Consider the following 21,423-nt stretch of genomic DNA (forward strand, 5'->3'; position numbering starts at 1 on the left):
ACTATCTTATCAAGTTATCAACGTAATGTCAACAACTTTTTTTATTTCTTTTTGTTGTTTTCGCTTATCTGCGTTAGCAACAGATATAAATATACCAAATCGTTTTCATAAAAACAAGAGGTAAATTAAAAGTTTAAATTTTCTAATATTAATACCTAAAAAAGATGGCCGTAGCCATCTCTTTTTTTAGCGTTGACGCATATGTGGGAATAATAGTACATCACGGATTGACGGTGCATTTGTTAGTAACATAACAAGGCGGTCAATACCGATTCCTAGACCACCTGTAGGTGGCATACCGTATTCTAATGCCTCAATGAAGTCATCATCCATCTCATGTGCTTCATCGTTTCCTTGTTCTTTCTCTTTCAACTGAGCTTCAAAGCGCTCACGTTGGTCAATTGGATCATTTAGCTCTGTAAATGCGTTCGCGTGTTCACGCGCCACGATAAACAGCTCAAAACGGTCAGTAAAACGCGGATCTTCCGCATTTTTCTTAGCAAGTGGAGAGATTTCTACAGGATGTCCGTAAATGAACGTCGGTTGAATTAACTGCTCTTCTACTTTTTGTTCAAAGAATTCATTTACAATATGTCCATATTGCATATGTTCAGTGATTTCTACCCCGTGTTCTTTTGCTAAAGCACGAGCTTCTTCAACAGATGTTTCTCCCCAGAAGTCTACGCCCGTATATTGTTTAATAGCATCGACCATATGAAGTCTTGTCCATTCTGGCGTTAGGTCTACCTCTTGATCACCATACTGAATCTTTGTTGTGCCAAGTACTTCTTGCGCAATGTGTGCAATTAAGTTCTCTGTTAAAGCCATGATATCTTTGTAGTCCGCATACGCTTCGTACAATTCGATCATTGTAAATTCAGGATTGTGACGTGTAGATACACCTTCATTACGGAATACACGGCCAATTTCATATACTTTTTCTAATCCACCTACGATTAAACGTTTTAAATGAAGTTCAATCGCAATACGCATATAAAGTTCCATATCAAGCGCATTGTGGTGTGTCACAAACGGACGAGCTGCTGCTCCACCTGCGATTGAATGCATCATCGGTGTTTCAACTTCTAAGTATCCGTGATTATCTAAGTAACGGCGCATCGATTGAATAATGCGGCTTCTTGAGATAAATGTTTGTTTACTTTCTGGGTTTGTAATTAAATCTAAGTAACGTTGACGATAGCGCTGTTCAATATCTTTTAAACCATGATATTTATCTGGAAGTGGACGAAGCGCTTTTGTTAGTAACGTGAAATCTTTTACTTTAATAGAAAGTTCGCCAACTTTTGTTTTGAATAAAACACCTTCAACCCCTACCAAGTCACCGATATCTACGCTGCTGAAGATTTCGTACTGTTCTTCGCCAATTGCATCTTTACGTACATAAAGCTGAATTTGTCCTGTTAAATCTTGAACGTGAGCGAAACCTGCTTTTCCTTTTCCACGCTTTGTCATAATACGACCAGCTAGTGACACAGGCACTTCATTTTCTTCTAACTGTTCTTTTGTTAACTCGTCATACTCACTAATTAATTGCTGTGATGTATGTGTACGTTCAAAACGTTGACCAAACGGATCAATACCCTGATCTCGTAGGTTGCTCATTTTTTCGCGACGAACGAGAAATTGATCATTTAATTCTTCATGACTCATCGTTTACTCATCTCCATCGTATAATTAAGTTTTCCGAAACAGAAAAAAGGCCAGCATGTTTACTGGCAACTACTACGTTTCTTTAAAATTATTATAGGTTCAGTCGTTTCTCTATGTCAAATCGCTTTATTCTTGCTTCGCTTCTCTTTTTCTTCGATTTCTCTAACAAGCTACCGAATAAACCAACAACCTGCGAACCCAAACCTTAAAGTTTTCACTGTGAACTCTACTTTACGCCAATATAAAAATGAATCAACTAATAAGATTCATTTTTACTTATGTAAATCATTCCTATTATTTTCGAACATATCTAGTATATCAGTTGTTTGCTCTCGAAATAATTTTACATCTTTTAAATCCGATAACCGTTTTGTGATGGTTTCAACTTTTTCTTCTGCTACAGGGAGAATAAGAGATGGAGCTAGTTCGTTCAGAGGAACCATCACAAACGCCCGTTCAAACATTCGGGGATGAGGGACGTTCAGCCTATCCGTATGAATGATTTCATTACTATAAAGTAAGATATCCAAATCAAGGGTTCTAGGTCCCCATACAATCTCTCTTTTTCGACCTGCCGCTTGTTCAATGGCTTGCAAACAATCTAAAAGTTGCTCTGACGAATACGTTGTTTGTATTTTTACTACCATGTTTAAAAAGCTTGCTTGATTCGTATACCCGACCGGGGCCGTTTCATAAACAGATGAAACAGCCACTACCTTAACCTCAGAATGTTTCATCAAGCCAGTAACTCCCGACTTCAAATGTTCCATTCGATTTTCAATATTTGATCCTAATGCAATATATGCTTCTGTTGTCATTCAACGGCTCCTTTTAATTTCAATAGCTACCGATTGATAATAACCGGGAATTGGCGGATCAGGCTTATATACCTTTACTGTACAAGCCTGCACGAGTTCGTAATTAGCAAGCAATTCAGATGCAATCGTTTCGGCCACCGTTTCAACTAACTTGAACGTGCGCTTCTCTACAACTTCCTGGCATGTTTGGTATAAATCTGCATAGCTCACCGAGTATTCTAAATTGTCCGTAGTACCAGCTTGTTTTAAATCTAGTTCTACAGTTAAATCCACGTGAAAACGCTGCCCTAATTTATTTTCTTCTGGAAATACACCATGATATCCATAGAAACGCATATCATTCACATAAATTTTATCCATCTTTAGCCTCTCCTTTCGCTTTTATACATGTAGCTCGCGTCGACTCATTAGCGACATCGTGTAAGAGCGATACTCTTTTTGCAACTGAGCTGTTAACGTATGGTCTCCGACTGAAAACTTCTTATCCTTTATACTTCGAAGAGGTACGATTTCTTGAATGGAATTTGTAACGAAAGCTTCATCACTCTCCAAAAGCTGTTCCGCCGTAAATAAACCTTCTACAACTTCTATGTTTTTCTTTTTTAAAAGCGTAAAGATAAACTGTCTCGTAATTCCATTTAAGATACCTGTTTCAAGAGACGGTGTATATACACAATCATCTTTTACAAAAAATAAATTGGACACAATACCTTCGGCTAAGAACCCTTCTTTTGTTAAAAAAATACCCTCTTTATTTAAGTCTGAACCAACTTCTCGCTTAGCCAGTACATTGTTTAAATAATGATGAGACTTCAACCTCACGGTTCCTTCGGGCGTATTTCGCTTTGTCTCAAGAATAAGCCCCTCTTTTACAAGGGGGCTCGATGGATGAGGCATTGATTTCATGTATACAATTGTAGATGGCTTGTCGTATTCTTCCACTTGCAGTCCAATTCCGCCATTTCCTGCTGAAACATTTAATCGAACATACGCATTTCTCTCATTGTTTTTCATTAACAGACTATTAATAATTGCCAACACGTCCTGTGTGGAGTAGTCCCATACAATATTTAATTCACGTAAGCTGCTACGCAGTCGATCCAGATGGTCTTCCACTAAAAATGGATGACCATCATAAACTCGTAGCGTTTCAAATAGCCCTAGACCATACATATATCCGTGATCAAACGGAGAAATAGTGGCTTCAGACGCAGGCTTTACTTCACCATTGACGTATATATACATATCATTACACTCGCTTTTTTTCGTAAGTTTCAATAAAATTCTTCAGCATTTCTTTACCATAAGAAGTCATGATAGATTCAGGGTGGAACTGTACCCCTTCAATAGGTAATGATTTATGGCGAATCGCCATAATTTCATCTTCTGCTGTCCACGCTGAAATCTCAAAGCAATCCGGCAGTGAACTTTTTTCTACAATCAAAGAATGATATCGAGTTGCCGTGAACGGATTATCAAGACCTTTAAAGATAGTACGGCCATCATGATGCATTTCAGATGTTTTACCGTGCATTAATTTATCCGCACGAATCACATTCCCTCCAAAAGCTTGCCCAATCGACTGATGCCCTAAGCATACGCCGAATATTGGAATCTTACCTGCAAAATACTCGATGGCTTCTAAACTGATTCCCGCTTCGTTAGGACTACAAGGTCCCGGGGAGATCATCAAGAAATCTGGATTTAGCACTTCAATTTCAGAAAGTGTAATTTCATCATTTCTTTTTACAAGAAGCTCATGCCCTAGCTCACCTAAATACTGTACTAAATTAAACGTAAAAGAATCATAATTATCAATCATTAATATCATCTTTACTCACCCTCACTCAGCTCATTTTCGCTCTGCTCTTTTGCTTTCCATAGTGCAATTGCTTTTTTCAGTGATTCTTTGTATTCGTGTTTCGGATTTGAATCAATTACAACACCCGCACCAGCCTGCACATAAGCTTGGCCGTCTTGAATAATCATAGTGCGAATCGCAATATTTAATTCCATATCTCCATTAAACCCAATCCAACCAATCGATCCTGTATAAATTCCTCGCCTTACAGGTTCAAGTTCTTCAATGATTTCCATTGTACGAACTTTAGGCGCTCCAGTAATCGTTCCTCCAGGAAAAACCGCATCTACAATATCTACAAAATCTTTATTGCGCGCGAGCTTGCCTTTTACATTAGACACAATATGCATCACATGTGAATACTTTTCAATAACCATAAACTCGTCAACATGAACGGTACCATAGTCGCTTACTCTACCAAGGTCATTACGCTCCAAATCAACAAGCATCACATGCTCTGCACGCTCTTTTTCGTTATGAATAAGCTCATCCGCTAACTGTTGGTCTTCTTGATCATCCTTACCGCGAGAGCGCGTTCCCGCAATTGGTCTCGTACTGATTTCGTCACCGGCTTTTTTCACTAATAGTTCTGGTGAACAGCTCACAATGTGAAATTCTTCTGTCTGCATATAAGACATATAAGGAGACGGGTTGATTTTTCGTACCTGTTCGTAGATATGCATAGGATGAGTTTGAAGCTGTTGAGACTGTCGAACAGATAAGTTCACTTGAAACACATCGCCTTGACCGATGTACTCATGTACGCGAGTTGTGGCATCTGAAAAAGCAGCTTCAGACATTGAAACCTCACTCTTTTCGGCAACACGATGAATACGCTCATATGAGAGCCCTTCAGCACTTGCCTCCATCCAGTCCTTTTTGTATTGATCAATACGCTTATGTGCCTGCTCTTTACAATCTGCTTCATCGTTAACGATAATCCAGAGCTTTTCCTTTTCTTGATCGTATACAAATACGTCATCGAAAATAAGGAAATAAACGTCCGGCGTTTTCAATGAATCTTCAGCAAGATCAGGTATGGTTTCTACATAGCGGATATAATCATAGCTAATAAAGCCAATTGCTCCACCTTGAAAAGGAGGAAGATCTGGATTCACCTCTGCTTCAAACTTCTTCATCCAGTCTCGCATAAGATGAAGCGGATTACCTTTTTGAACAGTAGCTTGGCCATCCGTTTTGATATGAAGCTCGTTTTGTTCGCCTCGCAAAATGGCTACAGGTTTTAATCCCATCATTTGAAACTTTCCGCCTCGACCGCTTTCAAGCAGGATATGATTCGGTTCCTCTTTTGACAACTCTTGATATTTTTTGAACCATTGGTTTTTAGAGATAGAAATAGATTCGCCCCAAGTCATTCTTTGCTGCATTTGTTCACTCTCCTAAAAATAAATCACCTGCTTTCATTTTACATGATTCTCAGATGAAAAAAAACAGCTTCGTATAGAAGCTGTTCTTTTATGGTTTTTATGCTTGTGTTTGTTCCTCGAATTGGAACAATGGAGTACTTAAGTAACGCTCACCGTTACTTGGAATAATCGCTAACACTTTTTTACCTTTTCCTAGCTGTTTTGCAGCTTTTAACGCAGCATAAATCGCAGCCCCAGAAGAGATACCTACTAGTACGCCTTCTGTTTTTGCTACTTTACGTGCATATTCAAAAGCTTGGTCGTTTTGAACAGCGACAACTTCGTCATATACTTCCGTGTTAAGCGTATCCGGAACAAAGTTTGCACCGATTCCTTGAATTTTATGAGGTCCTGGTTGACCACCACTTAAGATCGGAGAATCAGCTGGCTCTACCGCATAAATTTTGATGTTTGGATACTTTTCTTTTAATACTTCGCCAGCACCTGTAATAGTACCGCCAGTACCAATACCTGCCACAAATCCATCTAGCTGATCGCCAAACTGCTCGATGATCTCTTTAGCCGTTGTTTGACGGTGCACTTCTGGGTTAGCTTCATTTTGGAACTGCTGAGGAATAAAGTAGCCGTGCTCTTTTGCAAGCTCAGTTGCTTTATTAACCGCACCTTTCATTCCTTCTGGACCTGGTGTTAACACTAACTCTGCACCGTACGCACGAAGCAGATTACGACGCTCAATACTCATCGTTTCAGGCATTGTTAAAATAGCACGGTATCCTTTTGCTGCAGCTACCATTGCTAAGCCAATTCCTGTGTTACCGCTTGTTGGTTCAATGATGGTGTCTCCAGGCTTCAATACACCTTTTGCTTCAGCATCTTCGATCATTGCTAATGCGATACGATCTTTTACGCTGCTTCCTGGGTTCATAAATTCTAATTTTAAATATACATCCGCCATATCTTCTTCAACTAGACGGTTTAGTTTTACGATTGGTGTTTGACCAATTAACTCTGTAATTGAATTTGCAATACGTGCCATATGACCACTCCTAATACCAACTAATTTTATTGATTTTGTATACAATTTATCAGATGTTTTCTAAATTGTCAATCATTTTGTCTTTCCATTTACCTATTTTTGTTATATTTTTAGATCAATATATACATAAATAGGACTTAACACTTATAAAAAAAGGCGTTCATTTATAAAATGACGCCTTTAAAGAATCTTTTATTTCATTTAAATTGCTTGTTCTTTCATTTCTTCTAGCTGCTTTTTATCAAAACGATAGGTTTCATTACAAAAATGACACTGTGCTTCAGCTTGGCCGTCTTCTTCAATCATCGATTGAATCTCTTCTTTTCCTAAGCTGATAATGGCATTAGCAATTCTTTCTTCTGAGCACTGACATTTGAACTCTACAGGCATTGTCTCTAGAAACTTTACGTTTTCTTTTCCAAGAACTTCTTCTAAGATTTCCTCAGGAGAAAGACCTTTTTGGATCAGTTTTGAAATGGGTTCAATCGTTTGTAAACGTTGTTCAATAGCTGTAATCGTTTGATCATCTGTTCCTGGCATAAGCTGAATGATAAATCCACCCGCAGCTAAGATTGTGTTATCAGGGTTAACAAGTACACCTACACCTACTGAAGATGGAACTTGCTCAGATGTCACGAAATAATACGTGAAATCCTCTCCTAATTCTCCCGATACGATAGGTACTTGTCCATTAAATTGATCACGCATCCCGATATCTTTTACAACACTCAGCGTACCATCTGTACCTACAGCACGTGCTACATCTAATTTTCCATGCTGATTTAAATCGAAGTGCGTTTGCGGGTTCGTTACATATCCACGCACTTCACCCTTGGCATTGCTGTCTACTAAGATAACACCAATTGGGCCGCGGCCTTCAATTTTAATTGTTAGCTTTTGCTCACCTTTTAGCATAGCCCCCATCATAACTCCCGCAGTCATTGAACGTCCCAATGCTGCAGAGGCTGTAGGCCATGTATAGTGACGGCGCTGCGCTTCTCCAACTGTATCCGTTGTTTTTACCGCATAAGCGCGAACTTGACTATTGTAAGCTAGTGCTTTTACTAAATAGTCGCCCATAATATACACCTCTTACTCCATATTTTTTGTATAGATTATTTGTAATCCTTTTAAAGTCAAAAATGGATCCACAATATCAATAATATCCGACTCTTTAGCAATCAATGTTGCGAGTCCTCCAGTAGCAATAACTTTAGGATTTACTGTTGCTTGCTCTTTCATTCTTGCTACAATTCCTTCTACTTGTCCAACGTATCCATATAAAATACCTGCTTGCATCGCAGATACTGTATTTTTCCCAACAATGCTATTTGGTCGCGCAATTTCAATACGCGGAAGCTTAGATGCTCTTGAATAAAGAGCTTCTGTCGAAATATTAATACCAGGGGCAATTGCACCACCCATATATTGCTTATTTTCATCAATGTAGCAATATGTGGTTGCGGTACCAAAATCAACGATAATTAAAGGGCTTCCGTACAGCTGAATTCCAGCAACAGCATTGACAATACGGTCTGCTCCCACTTCACGTGGATTTTCATATTTAATATTTAAACCCGTCTTAATTCCAGGACCAACAACAAGCGGCTTTAAATGAAAATACTTTTGACACATTCTCTCCAATGCAAACATAATAGGAGGAACAACAGAGGAAATAATAATACCATGAATATCTTTAAAAGATAAACTAACGTGCTCAAGCAAGGCTTTGATTGTCATGCCATACTCGTCTTCTGTTTTATTACGGCTTGTTTCTACACGCCAATGGTACTTTAATTCATCTCCATCGTATACACCTAATACCGTATTGGTATTTCCAACATCTAATACAAAAATCATTTCAATCACCACTTTATTTAAATTCAGTATTCACACTGAAACCATCATACCATAACTGGTAAATAGACGTGTATATTCTAGATAAAATAGGAATATAATGACACAATTCTCTAGTGGATATCCTACTTATCCACTATATATATGAAAAACTTTTTGCCAAACCTAACTTCTACCAAATAAAAAAGATCAGTGGAGATTGTCTCCACTGATCTTTTTTGATCTTATGCTTTTGGCTCTTCATCGTCTGTCTTTGTTTGGATGTTTACTTTAACATCTTCATCTGTTACGTGACTAGAACGGTCTGGAAGAGTTCCATGATCTACTAAGTGGTTGATCTGCTCAGCGTCTAACGTTTCTACTTCTAACAATGTTTGAGCTACAAGCTCTAACTTGTCACGGTTTTCCGTTAAGATCTGCTTCGCACGCTCATAGCTTTCTTTAATGAAACGTTGGATTTCATTATCAATTTCATGAGCAATCGCATCACTGTAGTTTTGTTCACTGTGTAAATCACGACCTAAGAATACTTGGCCTTGTTGTGATTGACCGAATTGCATTGGTCCTAACTTTTCACTCATACCGTATTCTGTTACCATTTTACGAGCGATGCTTGTTGCACGCTGGAAGTCATTGTGAGCACCTGTACTCACTTCGCCGAAAATAATTTCCTCAGCTACGCGACCACCAAGCAATCCAACAATTTTATCCAGCAGCTCTGGCTTCGTCATAAAGTAGCGATCTTCTTTTGGTAACATAACAGCATATCCACCAGCTTGCCCACGTGGAACAATGGTTACTTTATGTACCATATCAGCTTCGTCTAATACGACACCGATAATTGTATGTCCTGCTTCATGATAAGCAACAATATTGCGTTCTTTTTTAGAAATAACTCGACTTTTCTTAGCTGGACCTGCAATTACGCGGTCTGTTGCTTCGTCAATATCGACCATTTCAATTTTCTTTTTGTCCTGTCTAGCAGCTACTAAGGCAGCTTCGTTTAACAAGTTTTCTAAATCTGCACCTGAGAAACCTGGCGTACGCATAGCAATTGCTTTTAAGTTTACTGATTCATCTAAAGGCTTATTGCGAGCATGTACTTTAAGCACTGCTTCACGGCCATTTACATCTGGACGATCTACCGTAATTTGACGGTCGAAGCGGCCTGGACGTAATAACGCTGGATCTAAAATATCCGGGCGGTTTGTTGCTGCAATAATAATGATACCTTCGTTAGCACCAAAACCATCCATCTCAACAAGCAACTGGTTCAATGTTTGTTCACGCTCATCGTGTCCACCACCAAGACCTGCGCCACGTTGACGACCTACAGCATCGATTTCATCAATAAAGATAATACATGGAGCATTCTTCTTCGCATTTTCGAATAAATCACGAACACGAGAAGCACCGACCCCAACAAACATTTCAACAAAGTCCGAACCACTGATAGAGAAGAAAGGAACGCCTGCTTCACCAGCAACAGCTCTTGCTAATAATGTTTTACCAGTACCAGGAGGTCCCACAAGTAAGACACCCTTCGGAATTCTTGCACCTAGCTCTGCGAATTTACGAGGATCTTTTAAGAACTCAACAACTTCCACAAGTTCTTGCTTTTCTTCGTCTGCACCAGCTACGTCTTTAAATTTAACCTTTTTCTTTTCTTCGCTGTAAAGCTTAGCCTTACTCTTACCGAAGTTCATAACACGACTTCCGCCGCCCTGAGCTTGGTTCAGTAAGAAGAAGAATAGGATGAAAATAATAACAAACGGAATGATTGACGTAAAGAACGTTACCCAGCCGCTTGTTTCATCAGCAGGTTTAAAATCAACTTCTACTTGATTATTTTCTGAAGCAGCGTCAATACGATCAAGTGCTTTGTCACCATCTACGATGTAAGTTTGGAACGTTTGATCCTTTTTATAAGAATCTAACTTTCCTTGCACAACATACACGCCTCTTTCAGGCTTCATAGAGAGTGATTTCACATCACCTTTGTCTAAGTGTTGAACAAATGTATCGTATCTCATTGGTTCTGCTTTTTGATTAGAGCCACTAAAGAAGCTTACCACGCCAATAATGACTAAAAATATAAGTAAATAAAAGATGGTATTACGGAAGATCCGATTCATTTCTTACCTCCTCCCACGATAAACAAATACTGTATTCAATACTAACATAGAACATTTATCCTATCCAATAAATTGCACTTGGATATGTGCTTCTTAATTGCTGTATACTTGCGGTTTAAGAACCCCAATATACGGCAGGTTACGATATTTTTCTTGATAATCCAATCCATACCCTACTACGAACGCATCAGGTACTTCAAATCCAACGTAATCTGCTTTAATAGCTGCTTTACGACCTGTTGGTTTGTCTAAGAGTGTGACAATCTTAATTGACTTAGCTTTACGGTACTTGAATAACTCTACAAGATAGCTAAGTGTTAAGCCGCTGTCGATAATATCCTCTAAGATAAGAATGTCTCGACCTTCAACTGATGTATCTAAATCTTTTAGGATTTTTACTTCACCAGAAGAAACCATCGCATTGCCATAACTTGATACATCCATAAAATCCATTTCTAAATATGTATCAACACGCTTAATTAGATCAGACATAAAAGGCATAGCGCCTTTTAGTACACCGATTACCAAAGGAAAACGGTCAGCGTATTCCTCAGATAATAGCTTACCCAATTCTTTTACTTTCTGTTGTATTTCTTGTTCTGAAATCAAAATTTCTTGAATATCCTGCTTCATTCCTTACTTGCCTCCTAGAAGTTTTCGCTACTTATAGTATAAAATAACATATCTGGACTTATGTGTATGCAGTTCATAAGCAGATTTTTTCAAACCAGGTAGCCACAAAATAGTTCCTTGGCTATCTTCCACTACCGGCCAATGATCTCTGAAGTGTAAAGGGATTTTTTCATCGATAAAAATATCCTTTACTTTTTTATGTCCCTTCATGCCCTTTACTCGCATTTTATCGCCATTTTTTCGTGTCCTTACCTTTAATGATTGTAAATCGTGAGCTTCATCTAAAAGAAAAACATCGTTTCCTTTTATATCTTCGACTTTATTATGTATTTCACAAATAAGCTGGTGACCATTTGGAAGCTCAACGACCCCTGGAATCGGAACAATAAATTCATATGGCTCGATGTTCCCCTCATTAAAGGTGAAAAGACAGTCGTTGTAAGATCGGATAATGCGTAAACCATTTGGAAAGTCAAGCGTCCCAGACGGTTTTTCACTTTCACAAAATCCTACTAACGTGTCAACATGCGCTGAGGAAAGGGTTGGAGGAATTTCTTTATAGAGATAGTTTAATATTAGTTGAATACCACGCCTTTGTAAAGGCTTGCGTATCCTTAGAAAACAATCTCTATCAATGAGAATTTCATTTTGCAATTTCTTTCTCATTACTTTATTCATCACATCGGTCGTTAATTCCTCTAAGTATGCTTGATCTTCATGCAAGTTCTCGCTAAATTGTTGAAATTTTTCATGTACAGCGACGTTTTCTTGCTTTAAAAATGGCAAAACGTAATGACGAAACCGATTTCTCGTGTACGAGTCTTTCTCATTACTCGGATCAATTCGAGGTGTAAGCCCATGTAGCTTACAGTAGCGATTGATTTCTTCTTTCGTTACGGCTAGGAAAGGCCTAATAATAAATCCATGCCCATATGGCCGCTTGGGCTGCATCCCTGCGTATCCATTCATCGTACTACCTCGAACCATTCGCATTAACATCGTTTCAATCTGATCATCTCCGTGATGTCCTAATGCAAGAAGGTTTGCTTTGTGCTTCTTCATAACATGAGTAAAAAATGCATAGCGGCATTCTCTGGCAGCTACTTGAGAAGATAGCTTTCTTTCCTTCTGATAGGCAGTAACATCAATCTGCTTCGCCTCACATTTAATATTCAATTGTTTGCAGTAGTTCTGCACATATTCCATGTCTTGCTGTGACTCTTGGCCCCGGAACATATGATCAACATGAGCAGCAATAATCGTAAGAGATTTTTGCTCTTTCAGACTCCATAAGAAATGCAGCAGCGCTAAAGAATCAGGACCACCAGAAATACCTACAACCACCGTAGAGCCTGCGGATAATAACTGATGTTTTGTCATAAAATTGTTCACTTGCTTTTCCATAGGAATGACTCATCCTTATAATGTACACGCAATAATGTATCATTAATTTACTTTATACGAATGACTATAAGGAAAGTTTCACAATTTCTCCAAACTTTATAGCACTTGAATAAATAGATACAAAATATAAATCAACATTACAGACGTACAAAGTAGTAGCGTCTCTAACACGTGAGAACGCTTCTTCTTTACTTTAACACGAGGGGCAGACGGTTGACGAACGTTTTGAGGCTTTGTTCCTCTACTTTTTGCCCCTCTTCTTTTTTCGACCGATAACACCTCTGTTTTCATTTCTTTAGCTGACTTATACTTTCCCGTAACCGCTTGATACAAAACGTCTCCGAAAGGTTCCAACTGCTTTGTTGTTAATATAAATTGTTTTAATTGTTCAGCCGGTTTGTCTGTTTTATTAATTCGCTTGCCATAAGCCGCGTGAATCAAAACCATAGATACGGCAAACAAATCATAGGTCGGTTCTGCTTTTCGGGAGCCAAGCCCCCAGTGCGCTCGATCATAAAAGTCGGTAAATTCTTTTATTGACCGCCCTTGCAGAGTTGTTCCTCCCACGTCGATCCATCGAACTTTTACGGGGTTAGATGTTACGACCAGGTTTTCGGGTTTTAAATCGCCAAATACCCACCCTTCTTCATGAAGGTTTTCTAAGTCTGTTAAGAGCTGACTTGCAAACACTTGCAACCATTCTGTCCCTCTTGTTGAGATAAAAGAAAGGAGAGGCTGCCCTTTCACATACTCCATTACATAGAAAGAAAGAGCTTGAGAACCATAGCTCCAATCATCTACATCAAGTAAACGCGGTCCTAGCACTTTGTCTTTGACTTGAGACAACTTTTTTAATACATTCACTTCTGCTGTAACGGACATGTTGGAAAAGCTTATTTTTAACGCCGCTAGCGTTCCGTTTACTAATTGGACTAAGTAGACAACTCCAGTTGCTCCCACGCCTAATTTCTCAAGAATTTTATAATGGACGTGATGCCATTTCCCTTGAATTTCTGTTCCCGGAGATAGGTTACATACCTGATTCTTCAATGTATTGTTCATTATTTTTTAACAACCCTCTCAATGAGCGCTTTTTGGTGAAATAATGAGTAGCCTCTTTGATAGCCGGTCCAGTAGGCGTAATACCTCCTGCTGTTAGTTTTGGGAAAATCGTTGAAAGCGACTCTAATCTTGGATTCCAGTCCATTAGCTTCTCTACATCTTTCTTTTTCCCAGGAAATAAAAAGATTGAAAATTGATTGTGCCCCATGCGAGCATTCAAGCTTAACGATAAATCTAACAGCGACTCCTTTACAGTAGGGAGCTTATTTTTCATACTTCCGCTCATGTCAACTAAAATAAGAATCTCTAAGTCAACCGTTTCCCCAAGTTCATCAACCACTTCCATGATTTCTCCTCGCTTCTCAGGGGATAACTCTTCTAATCTTGAATTAGAGGAACCTAGAATTTGCTGAAGTTCTTTATTTACAACGCCTTGAAGTGTTTGCGTCATTGCCTGCCTTGTAACCATTTGAACAGTTTGAGACAGCTGTTTTACGTAAACAATTTGACTCACGCCACCGCCTGACATGGCAATGCCTTCTATTTCATTCGTGCTTTGCTCATCAATTGTATCCTCTTCCATCACACCAATAACGTTTACACTAATTCCTTGTTCTTTAGCTAGTGCAGCCATTGCTACCGGATCTTCACCTGTATTTGAACCACCGTCCGTAATGACCAACATCTGTTTCAATGTACCTTTTTTCATAAAAAAATCCCCTCCTCATTATCAGTATTAACATGATAGACGAGGAGGAGATAAAATATACTTCTATCTAACTATTGTGCTTTTTTACGATAAGCGTAAGAAGGAATCGATGACCATTTCGGGGTATTGTGCTGAAGTTTTGCCACAACTACCGTCATATCATCTTCAATTAAACCTGATTTTGTTCGAATAACTTCTTCCATAATTAAGTCTGCAATTTCTTGTGGATCGTTTGTTTGAAGCTCGCCAATTTTTCGCTTCATCCACATTTCGTAGTTCTCAACGTGTTTCGGTCCTTCAAATACACCGTCACTCATCATAATTAACAAGTCTTCCGCCTTCATTTGTTCATTCACAACATCCACTTCAAATTCTTCAATAATGCCCATTGGCAAATTGCTTGCCTGTATTTTAATAACCTTATCTCCGCGTTTGATGAAGCTTGGCGTAGAACCGATTTTCAAGAAGTTTACATTGGCATCTTGTAAATCAATCATCGCTAAATCTAAGGTCGAAAAGATCTCATCGTTTGTACGCAGGGATAAAATAGAGTTAATCGATTTAATTGCAATTGTCTCTTCTATTCCTGTTTGTAAAATTTGTTTTAACAGCTGAAGCGTTTCGCTGCTTTCATAGTGGGCACGCTCTCCATTTCCCATGCCATCACTAATAGCTAGTGCATATTTACCGGCGTTTAGCTCAATCATGGAATAGCTGTCACCGGATACAAACCCTCCGCCTTTAGCAGCATGTGCTACGCCTGTATCAACAACGTATGCTTTTGTACAGCCAAACGAAACGTGGCAATAGCCTTGAGGATATTTAGCACATTCTTCGTTCTTTACTACAATACTTTCACCTAAAATATCCGTAAGCATTGGCGCAATAATTTTCTCGCATTCTCCTCTTCCGTGACAATATGGCACCCACATTTCAATATCTACATTTCCAGGTTCTAAGCTATAAATTTCAATTTGATTGATTTCCATCCCAAAGTTACGAAGAGCTTCTAAAATCTGTTCTTCTTGTACATTTAAATTTTCGCGCTCTCGCTTAATTTCTTTTGCAAAATTCCCCATGACTTCAGAGACACCGTGAAGCTGTTCTGCTACAATCCTTCTACTTTCTTGAATTTGTGCTTTTAAGTGCTGATTGGCTTTAAAATACGTAAGTTCATGCTCAATCACATCGATGACTTTTTTCGATTTCACGCAATGTTTGTCCATTTCTCGAATTAGCCTTGGATTTTGTTCAAGAGTGCCATTATCAACTTCAAGCATAATTTCCTTCATATATTCATAGGTTGTATCAAACTGCTGTGCCCAGCATTGTTCTTTTTTAAAACAAAATTGGCACGTCCTTTCGGTAACGCTGCTTAAGAAATAATCAACTTCTTTATCAGCGCTTGGCTTTTCATCGTAAAATCCATTTTGCGTAAAGCTTTTGGAAAGTGCTTGAAAAACATTTGAAAACTGTTCTACGCGATTTGCTGTTACATCTCGGATCTTACGCACGTACTGCTGTTGTTCAAGCATATTTTCAGATGTCCCTGGTACTAGTTTACTTAAGTTTTTCAAAACAAAAGATGGGGTTAATAAAAATAGGACAACGGCCGTCAGTGATTCATACAAATTAGTCGTCAATCCTTGATCTGCCTGAGCATATAGGCCAATTAGCAATGAACCAACAACCAGCCCTAGAGCTGCCCCTAGCTTTTTACCGTCTTTTAAAAGTCCTCCAAGCAAGCCAGAAAAAGCGAGTAAACTCATTTCGTACAAACTAGAAACATTCGCGAAACTTAAAATTAAACCGGTTACGACCCCGACCGTAGCTCCTATCGTAGGGCCAGATACAAACGCAAAAACTAGTACTAAGTAACGAGATAATATATGTTCAGCCGAAAGGCCGTAAATCATCCACCCTATTGTCCCTGTCATAACAGATGCCAACAAAATAATAAGAGAAATCACTTCTTCTGTTTTTAATGATTGTTTTCGCTTTCGATATGAAATTAAAGGCACGCTTTGTAGGAAAATCATTGTTAAGATAAAGCTCAACCCTGCTTCTACTGCCACAAATGTAAAATCATACATGGTGAATTCCTTGGTAAATACATAAAAAATAGTTAGTTTTGTAAGTAACATCGCGCTAAATACAGTGAACGGCAGTTTCTTTAACGGATCCATTGTCAGTATGCCGCTAAATCGATGAATTAGTAAGAAAACAAATAGTGTAGCAAATACGGTACCTCCATTTTGAATGGAAACACTAAATGCCCCTGCCAATACGGCTAAACTTGCTAACGGTGCTTTTTCTTTCTTTATAGCCATTACGGCTGCAAAGAATGGCAAAGCAAATGGCATGATTTTCATTAAAATTAACGCTCGTCCTAATAAGAAACCTACGACTAGCAGCAATAATCCCCATTGAAATAACACCTTTTCCGTTTTCATACCCGCCTTTGTAAATACACGGGACATTTCTAATCTAGTTCGGTTAAATACCGCCTCTGTTGTTGGACTTGCAAAATCTCTTTCCGTCTTTTGCATTCTCCCACCACCCGCTAATTATACTTATTCGTTATTATATCGCGGCGAAAGGTGAAATTTTGTCAAACGGACTAGCAAAATACCTATAATCGTTCGACTATTTTCTAGTATTATATTGAAAACTATACAAAAAGATGTACAATCTTACATGGAGATTTAAAAAATATGAGAGATACTGTTCGCCCCAGAGAAAGCCTATGCTCATCATTCTTTTTTAAAAGCAAATAAAAGTCTATAAAAATAACAAAAAAGTTATTGACAATAACCCTGCTTTTTTATATTATTATAAATGTCTTTTAGAGAACGTATAATGGCGGTGTAGCTCAGCTGGCTAGAGCGTACGGTTCATACCCGTGAGGTCGGGGGTTCGATCCCCTCCGCCGCTACTCGAATAACGGCCCGTTGGTCAAGCGGTTAAGACACCGCCCTTTCACGGCGGTAACACGGGTTCGAATCCCGTACGGGTCATCAAAAAGCATGTACAACAAGTACATGCTTTTTTTTCTACTCTTTTTTACATATAAAAAAAGCACCTTTTAGATAAAAGGTACTTTCCAAAAACTCGCTATCTATTTGATATAAGCAGCAAGTTAACCGCGTTTTGCACCGCGTCCACCGCGTTTTGATTCGGTATGGCGTTTTAGGGAAGATAAACGTTCTTCACTGTCTTTTAAGAAACGATTCATTTTTTGTTCGAATGTTTCTTTTGTACGGAAATCATTACCGCCACCACGATTGTTATTACGTTGTGGGCGTGAATCACGTGGACGGTCTGAGCGTGGCGCTCTTGCAGGACGCTCTGGTCTTTCTGGACGTTCTGGTTTGTCTACCGCTTTCTTAATTGAAAGACCAATTTTACCATCTTTCTCAACGTTAATTACTTTGACTTCAACTTCGTCGCCCACTTTTAAATGGTCGTTAATGTCCTTTACGTAATTATCAGCTACTTCACTGATATGAACCAAGCCTGTTGAACCTCCTGGTAACTCAACAAAAGCTCCAAAGTTCGTAATACCTGTTACCTTTCCCTGTAACTTGCTGCCTACTTCGATTGACATAAAAAAAATGCTCCTCCTTAAATGATAAAAGAAATCAATTTATTATATTATACAAAAAGCAAAAATACACTGTCAACGAACCATACGTTTAGTCTTTTTTTACATTAAAGATAATTTCCCCGTCTTCTGATAAAAAATAATCTCTGCGGGCAATCTTTTTAATATAATCATCGTCATTTAACTTGACGATTTCACCTTTTAACTGTTTTTGCTTGCTTTGTAATTTTGTCAGCTGCTGTTCTAATTTTACCTTCTCAGCTTTTTTGTTCTCAATAGCTGAGGTTTGCGTAATTAAAGCTGATACCATCAATCCACCAATGATTAAGGCCAACACTCCGAAAACAGTCAAACGCCTAATTAAACCGATACGCTTTCGATCTGTATTTTGTTTAATTTGTTCTTGTTTATGGCTATAATCAGTATTTAACTTCGCGACCTTTTTTTTTCGTACCGCACTCATTGAATTAGTCGTCCCCCTTGTTTTTTAAAGTGTTCACCCATGCAACGACTCTCATTATCATATTCTTTGCACGATTGTAAATTCCTTCTATATACCGAAAACCCATATGTAAAAATCGTTTTACAGGTTTAGGCATCATTCTCCAAAATACGAAAAGAACCCACCTAGTCGGTAAGTAAATAAGCTTTAGACAGAATACGAGCAGCTTATGAACAGCTCGGTAGATCCCTAAAGCGACTACAAGTAGAATATGAATAAAGAAGCGGATAGGCTTGACCAAAAAAATATTACTAAGCGTTAAAACACCTCGATATAAACTTAATACGCTCGAGACAGTAAATGTTAATACTTTTAAATACAGTGATTGAAATAAGCTTTGATACGCGGCAAAGCCGCAAAACAAAGCAAGAAACGCATACAAACGCAGTTCTCCTTCATTCACTAAAAACAACACATAAAAAATGAGAAGAGCTTGCACCATCCAAAACAATACGTCATTTACAAATACAAACCATGGGCGTGATTTAGAGCGATTAACAAAGTAACGATAAGTATCGAGAGAAGCACCTAAACCGCTTCCCATCGATACCATCGCAAGCATTGTATAGAGCTGAATGTTTAAACTCATCGAAACAACTTACTAAAGAATCCTTTAGCCTTCTCCGATTGGTTCTCATCTAAGTAAACTATATCAAAGATTTTTCCTTTTATCGATACAATTCCTTGATCAACGTCTAAATTTTTCATTTGCAGATTTTGCCCTCTAACTGACAAGAAACCCATCACTGTTTCAAGTAAAAATTCCTCATTGTCAAAGCTCTCTACCTGCTTCACACCCGTGATATCTAAGAGACGCCGACCCTTCATCACTAAATCATGATTTGGAGTATGGTCTTTGTTTGAATTGCTTGTTTCATAAAATTGGCTCATATCTTCATCCCCACCTCATTCATTAAGAGCATTCGCTCTTGTTATCTGTTGTTTAAAACATATGAATGAGAAAGGTGATTTAGAACAAGCCTTCATCAGTTATACTTCAGATGAAATACGCTCTTCTTTGACAATTGAGTACAAATTAGCTGCTTCTTCTTTTTTAGCTGCTTCTTGAAGAGCCTCTATTTTAACGGTAATTTTCTTCGTGCCAAATGTGATGGCTAATTCATCTCCTACTTTCACATTTGTGCTTGCTTTTGCAACGATACCATTAATCGTAATACGGCCCTTGTCTGATACTTCTTTTGCCAATGTACGGCGCTTAATTAAACGTGATACTTTTAAAAATTTATCTAACCTCATAATTCCCTCACCTTTCTGTTTTACAAACCTGTTTTTTTGGCTTCTTCCCAAAATTCATCTAACTCTTTTAACGAAAAAGATTCAAATGGTTTTTCAGAAGCTCTCACTTTTTCTTCAATATATTGAAATCGATTTAAAAATTTTGTATTCGTTTTAGCTAATGCAGCTTCAGAGTCGATTTTATAAAATCTTGCAATATTCACTAAAGCAAATAAAATATCTCCAAATTCATCGCTCATTTTTTCTTTATCAGCATGCTGTACTTCATCTTGGAATTCAGCAAGTTCTTCCTGTACTTTTTCCCACATAGGTTCAACTTCTGACCAATCGAAACCAACTTTTGCAGCTTGTTTTTGGTATCCGTGCGCTTTCATTAAAGAAGGCATAGCCCTAGGTACAGAAGCTAACAGAGAAGAAGGCTCCTCTCCTTTTTCTTCTTTTTTGATTTCATCCCAATTTTTTAAGACCTCATCTGCAGCATTCACGCTCACTTCCCCAAATACATGCGGATGGCGTCTTACCATTTTCTCTGAAACACTGCGAATGACGTCATCAATTGAAAACATTCCTTCATCTTCACCGATTTGTGCATGAAGCAATACCTGCAGCAATACATCACCGAGCTCTTCAATCATATTATCGTCATCTTGACGGTCAATTGCATCTAATAACTCATAAGACTCTTCTAGCAAATAGCGCTTGAGCGATTCATGCGTTTGTTTTTGATCCCAAGGACATCCGTTTGGCCCTCTGAGCGTGGCAATAATCCTTCTGAATGAGTCAAATTGATGGTATAAAACCGTTTCGTCCGCTACTGGAGGGACATAAATAGTCGTTAAGTTATTGAGCGACATTTCTCTATCTAATTCATACAGCTTGACCGGCTGGATTTTTTCTTCACTGCTTCCCGCTGCCGTTACAATGTAAACGAGGTAATCATCAGGAACGTGTTCCATCAGCGTTAGTTTTACCTCTGAAGCAACGAACTGATCGTACACTTGAGCAATTAGAACATGACCCGTTAACTCTATTTCGCTTCGCTTTAAGTCTGTTCCGTCTAGCAGCTGAAATCCTTCAATAGGATCGATCTTTAGTGCGCCAAAAATTGGATCTAAGAAGCTTTGTCCCCCTTTAATTTCAACAGGAATGCTGCGTTCTTTTCCTTTTTGTAAAAGTAATTGAACCGTACGTTCTGCCACTAAAGGATGCCCGGGAACGGCATACACCACTTCTTCTACTGAAGCTTTATCGATTAAATCATTTGATATATGTTCATATACCTCTTCAAATCCATCATAAGATTCGTATACGTCATCATAGGATACGTACGTCAAGCCTTCACTTTCTAATTCTTTGATTACAGGATGTTCTTTTGTGCGCATATAAATATGCTTTTCCTGCTGCAGCAAGCGATAGATGCCTACGGGTAGCTGCTCTAAATCGCCTGCTCCTAAACCAATAACTGTTACTTTACCTGTCATTGCTT

The 21,423-nt window shown here is 38.5% G+C and carries 21 protein-coding genes and 2 tRNA genes; 2 read left to right on the top strand and 21 right to left on the bottom strand.

Annotated elements, in window-relative coordinates:
- Positions 1 to 186 precede the first annotated feature (186 nt).
- The 15 genes from lysS to spoIIE all read right to left on the bottom strand — a co-directional run bounded on the left by lysS (position 187) and on the right by spoIIE (position 17,123).
- Positions 187 to 1,671 carry a lysine--tRNA ligase gene (gene lysS / locus AC1VNJ_RS24310; RefSeq protein ID WP_013054894.1) on the bottom strand — a complete coding sequence of 495 codons (1,485 nt, stop codon included), beginning with the start codon at positions 1,669 to 1,671 and terminating at the stop codon, positions 187 to 189.
- Between the two features lie 272 nt (positions 1,672 to 1,943).
- The gene (gene folK, locus AC1VNJ_RS24315) at positions 1,944 to 2,489 is read right to left on the bottom strand and encodes a 2-amino-4-hydroxy-6-hydroxymethyldihydropteridine diphosphokinase (RefSeq protein WP_033580815.1); all 546 of its coding nucleotides are present in this window, start codon (positions 2,487 to 2,489) and stop codon (positions 1,944 to 1,946) included.
- Positions 2,490 to 2,849, bottom strand: a complete 360-nt coding sequence (folB, locus tag AC1VNJ_RS24320) for a dihydroneopterin aldolase (protein WP_028412654.1) — start codon at positions 2,847 to 2,849, stop codon at positions 2,490 to 2,492.
- Positions 2,850 to 2,870: 21 nt separating this feature from the next.
- Positions 2,871 to 3,734 (bottom strand): aminodeoxychorismate lyase, encoded by an 864-nt coding sequence (gene pabC, locus AC1VNJ_RS24325; protein ID WP_033580816.1) that lies wholly within the window; start codon positions 3,732 to 3,734, stop codon positions 2,871 to 2,873.
- Between the two features lie 4 nt (positions 3,735 to 3,738).
- Positions 3,739 to 4,320 (bottom strand): aminodeoxychorismate/anthranilate synthase component II, encoded by a 582-nt coding sequence (pabA, locus tag AC1VNJ_RS24330; protein WP_013054890.1) that lies wholly within the window; start codon positions 4,318 to 4,320, stop codon positions 3,739 to 3,741.
- A 2-nt stretch (positions 4,321 to 4,322) separates the two neighbouring features.
- Positions 4,323 to 5,738, bottom strand: a complete 1,416-nt coding sequence (gene pabB, locus AC1VNJ_RS24335; protein ID WP_028412651.1) for an aminodeoxychorismate synthase component I — start codon at positions 5,736 to 5,738, stop codon at positions 4,323 to 4,325.
- 97 nt (positions 5,739 to 5,835) lie between these two features.
- A complete protein-coding gene (gene cysK / locus AC1VNJ_RS24340; protein ID WP_013054888.1) occupies positions 5,836 to 6,774 on the bottom strand; it encodes a cysteine synthase A in 939 nt (312 codons plus the stop codon).
- A gap of 201 nt (positions 6,775 to 6,975) precedes the next feature.
- Complete coding sequence (hslO, locus tag AC1VNJ_RS24345; RefSeq protein ID WP_028412650.1) at positions 6,976 to 7,854, bottom strand: Hsp33 family molecular chaperone HslO; 879 nt, start codon at positions 7,852 to 7,854, stop codon at positions 6,976 to 6,978.
- Between the two features lie 12 nt (positions 7,855 to 7,866).
- Positions 7,867 to 8,634 carry a type III pantothenate kinase gene (locus AC1VNJ_RS24350; protein WP_013054886.1) on the bottom strand — a complete coding sequence of 256 codons (768 nt, stop codon included), beginning with the start codon at positions 8,632 to 8,634 and terminating at the stop codon, positions 7,867 to 7,869.
- Positions 8,635 to 8,855: 221 nt separating this feature from the next.
- The gene (gene ftsH, locus AC1VNJ_RS24355) at positions 8,856 to 10,766 is read right to left on the bottom strand and encodes an ATP-dependent zinc metalloprotease FtsH (RefSeq protein WP_013054885.1); all 1,911 of its coding nucleotides are present in this window, start codon (positions 10,764 to 10,766) and stop codon (positions 8,856 to 8,858) included.
- A 93-nt stretch (positions 10,767 to 10,859) separates the two neighbouring features.
- Entirely contained in the window at positions 10,860 to 11,399 is a 540-nt protein-coding gene (gene hpt / locus AC1VNJ_RS24360) for a hypoxanthine phosphoribosyltransferase (protein WP_482641453.1), read from the bottom strand.
- 27 nt (positions 11,400 to 11,426) lie between these two features.
- Positions 11,427 to 12,803 carry a tRNA lysidine(34) synthetase TilS gene (tilS, locus tag AC1VNJ_RS24365; protein ID WP_028412648.1) on the bottom strand — a complete coding sequence of 459 codons (1,377 nt, stop codon included), beginning with the start codon at positions 12,801 to 12,803 and terminating at the stop codon, positions 11,427 to 11,429.
- A 96-nt stretch (positions 12,804 to 12,899) separates the two neighbouring features.
- Positions 12,900 to 13,865 (bottom strand): protein kinase domain-containing protein, encoded by a 966-nt coding sequence (locus AC1VNJ_RS24370; protein ID WP_482641454.1) that lies wholly within the window; start codon positions 13,863 to 13,865, stop codon positions 12,900 to 12,902.
- The gene (locus AC1VNJ_RS24375; protein ID WP_013054881.1) at positions 13,834 to 14,574 is read right to left on the bottom strand and encodes a VWA domain-containing protein; all 741 of its coding nucleotides are present in this window, start codon (positions 14,572 to 14,574) and stop codon (positions 13,834 to 13,836) included. Before AC1VNJ_RS24375 ends, AC1VNJ_RS24370 begins: the two co-directional genes overlap by 32 nt.
- Positions 14,575 to 14,645: 71 nt before the next feature.
- Positions 14,646 to 17,123 (bottom strand): stage II sporulation protein E, encoded by a 2,478-nt coding sequence (spoIIE, locus tag AC1VNJ_RS24380; protein ID WP_013054880.1) that lies wholly within the window; start codon positions 17,121 to 17,123, stop codon positions 14,646 to 14,648.
- 312 nt (positions 17,124 to 17,435) lie between these two features.
- Here spoIIE and AC1VNJ_RS24385 point away from each other — a divergent pair.
- Positions 17,436 to 17,509, top strand: a tRNA-Met gene (locus AC1VNJ_RS24385).
- A gap of 10 nt (positions 17,510 to 17,519) precedes the next feature.
- Positions 17,520 to 17,591: transfer RNA gene (locus AC1VNJ_RS24390), tRNA-Glu, on the top strand.
- 122 nt (positions 17,592 to 17,713) lie between these two features.
- Here AC1VNJ_RS24390 and AC1VNJ_RS24395 read toward each other — a convergent pair.
- The 6 genes from AC1VNJ_RS24395 to yabN all read right to left on the bottom strand — a co-directional run bounded on the left by AC1VNJ_RS24395 (position 17,714) and on the right by yabN (position 21,418).
- A complete protein-coding gene (locus tag AC1VNJ_RS24395) occupies positions 17,714 to 18,181 on the bottom strand; it encodes a S1 domain-containing RNA-binding protein (RefSeq protein WP_013054879.1) in 468 nt (155 codons plus the stop codon).
- A gap of 88 nt (positions 18,182 to 18,269) precedes the next feature.
- Complete coding sequence (locus tag AC1VNJ_RS24400; protein ID WP_013054878.1) at positions 18,270 to 18,641, bottom strand: FtsB family cell division protein; 372 nt, start codon at positions 18,639 to 18,641, stop codon at positions 18,270 to 18,272.
- A 4-nt stretch (positions 18,642 to 18,645) separates the two neighbouring features.
- Complete coding sequence (gene yabQ, locus AC1VNJ_RS24405; protein ID WP_028412646.1) at positions 18,646 to 19,269, bottom strand: spore cortex biosynthesis protein YabQ; 624 nt, start codon at positions 19,267 to 19,269, stop codon at positions 18,646 to 18,648.
- Positions 19,266 to 19,571, bottom strand: a complete 306-nt coding sequence (gene yabP, locus AC1VNJ_RS24410) for a sporulation protein YabP (protein ID WP_013054876.1) — start codon at positions 19,569 to 19,571, stop codon at positions 19,266 to 19,268. The genes yabQ and yabP overlap by 4 nt, the downstream gene beginning before the upstream one ends.
- A 99-nt stretch (positions 19,572 to 19,670) precedes the next feature.
- A complete protein-coding gene (locus AC1VNJ_RS24415; protein WP_013054875.1) occupies positions 19,671 to 19,937 on the bottom strand; it encodes an RNA-binding S4 domain-containing protein in 267 nt (88 codons plus the stop codon).
- Positions 19,938 to 19,957: 20 nt separating this feature from the next.
- Complete coding sequence (gene yabN, locus AC1VNJ_RS24420) at positions 19,958 to 21,418, bottom strand: bifunctional methyltransferase/pyrophosphohydrolase YabN (protein WP_482641455.1); 1,461 nt, start codon at positions 21,416 to 21,418, stop codon at positions 19,958 to 19,960.
- Positions 21,419 to 21,423: the final 5 nt, after the last annotated feature.

Source organism: Priestia sp. 3CA3 (assembly GCF_056836725.1).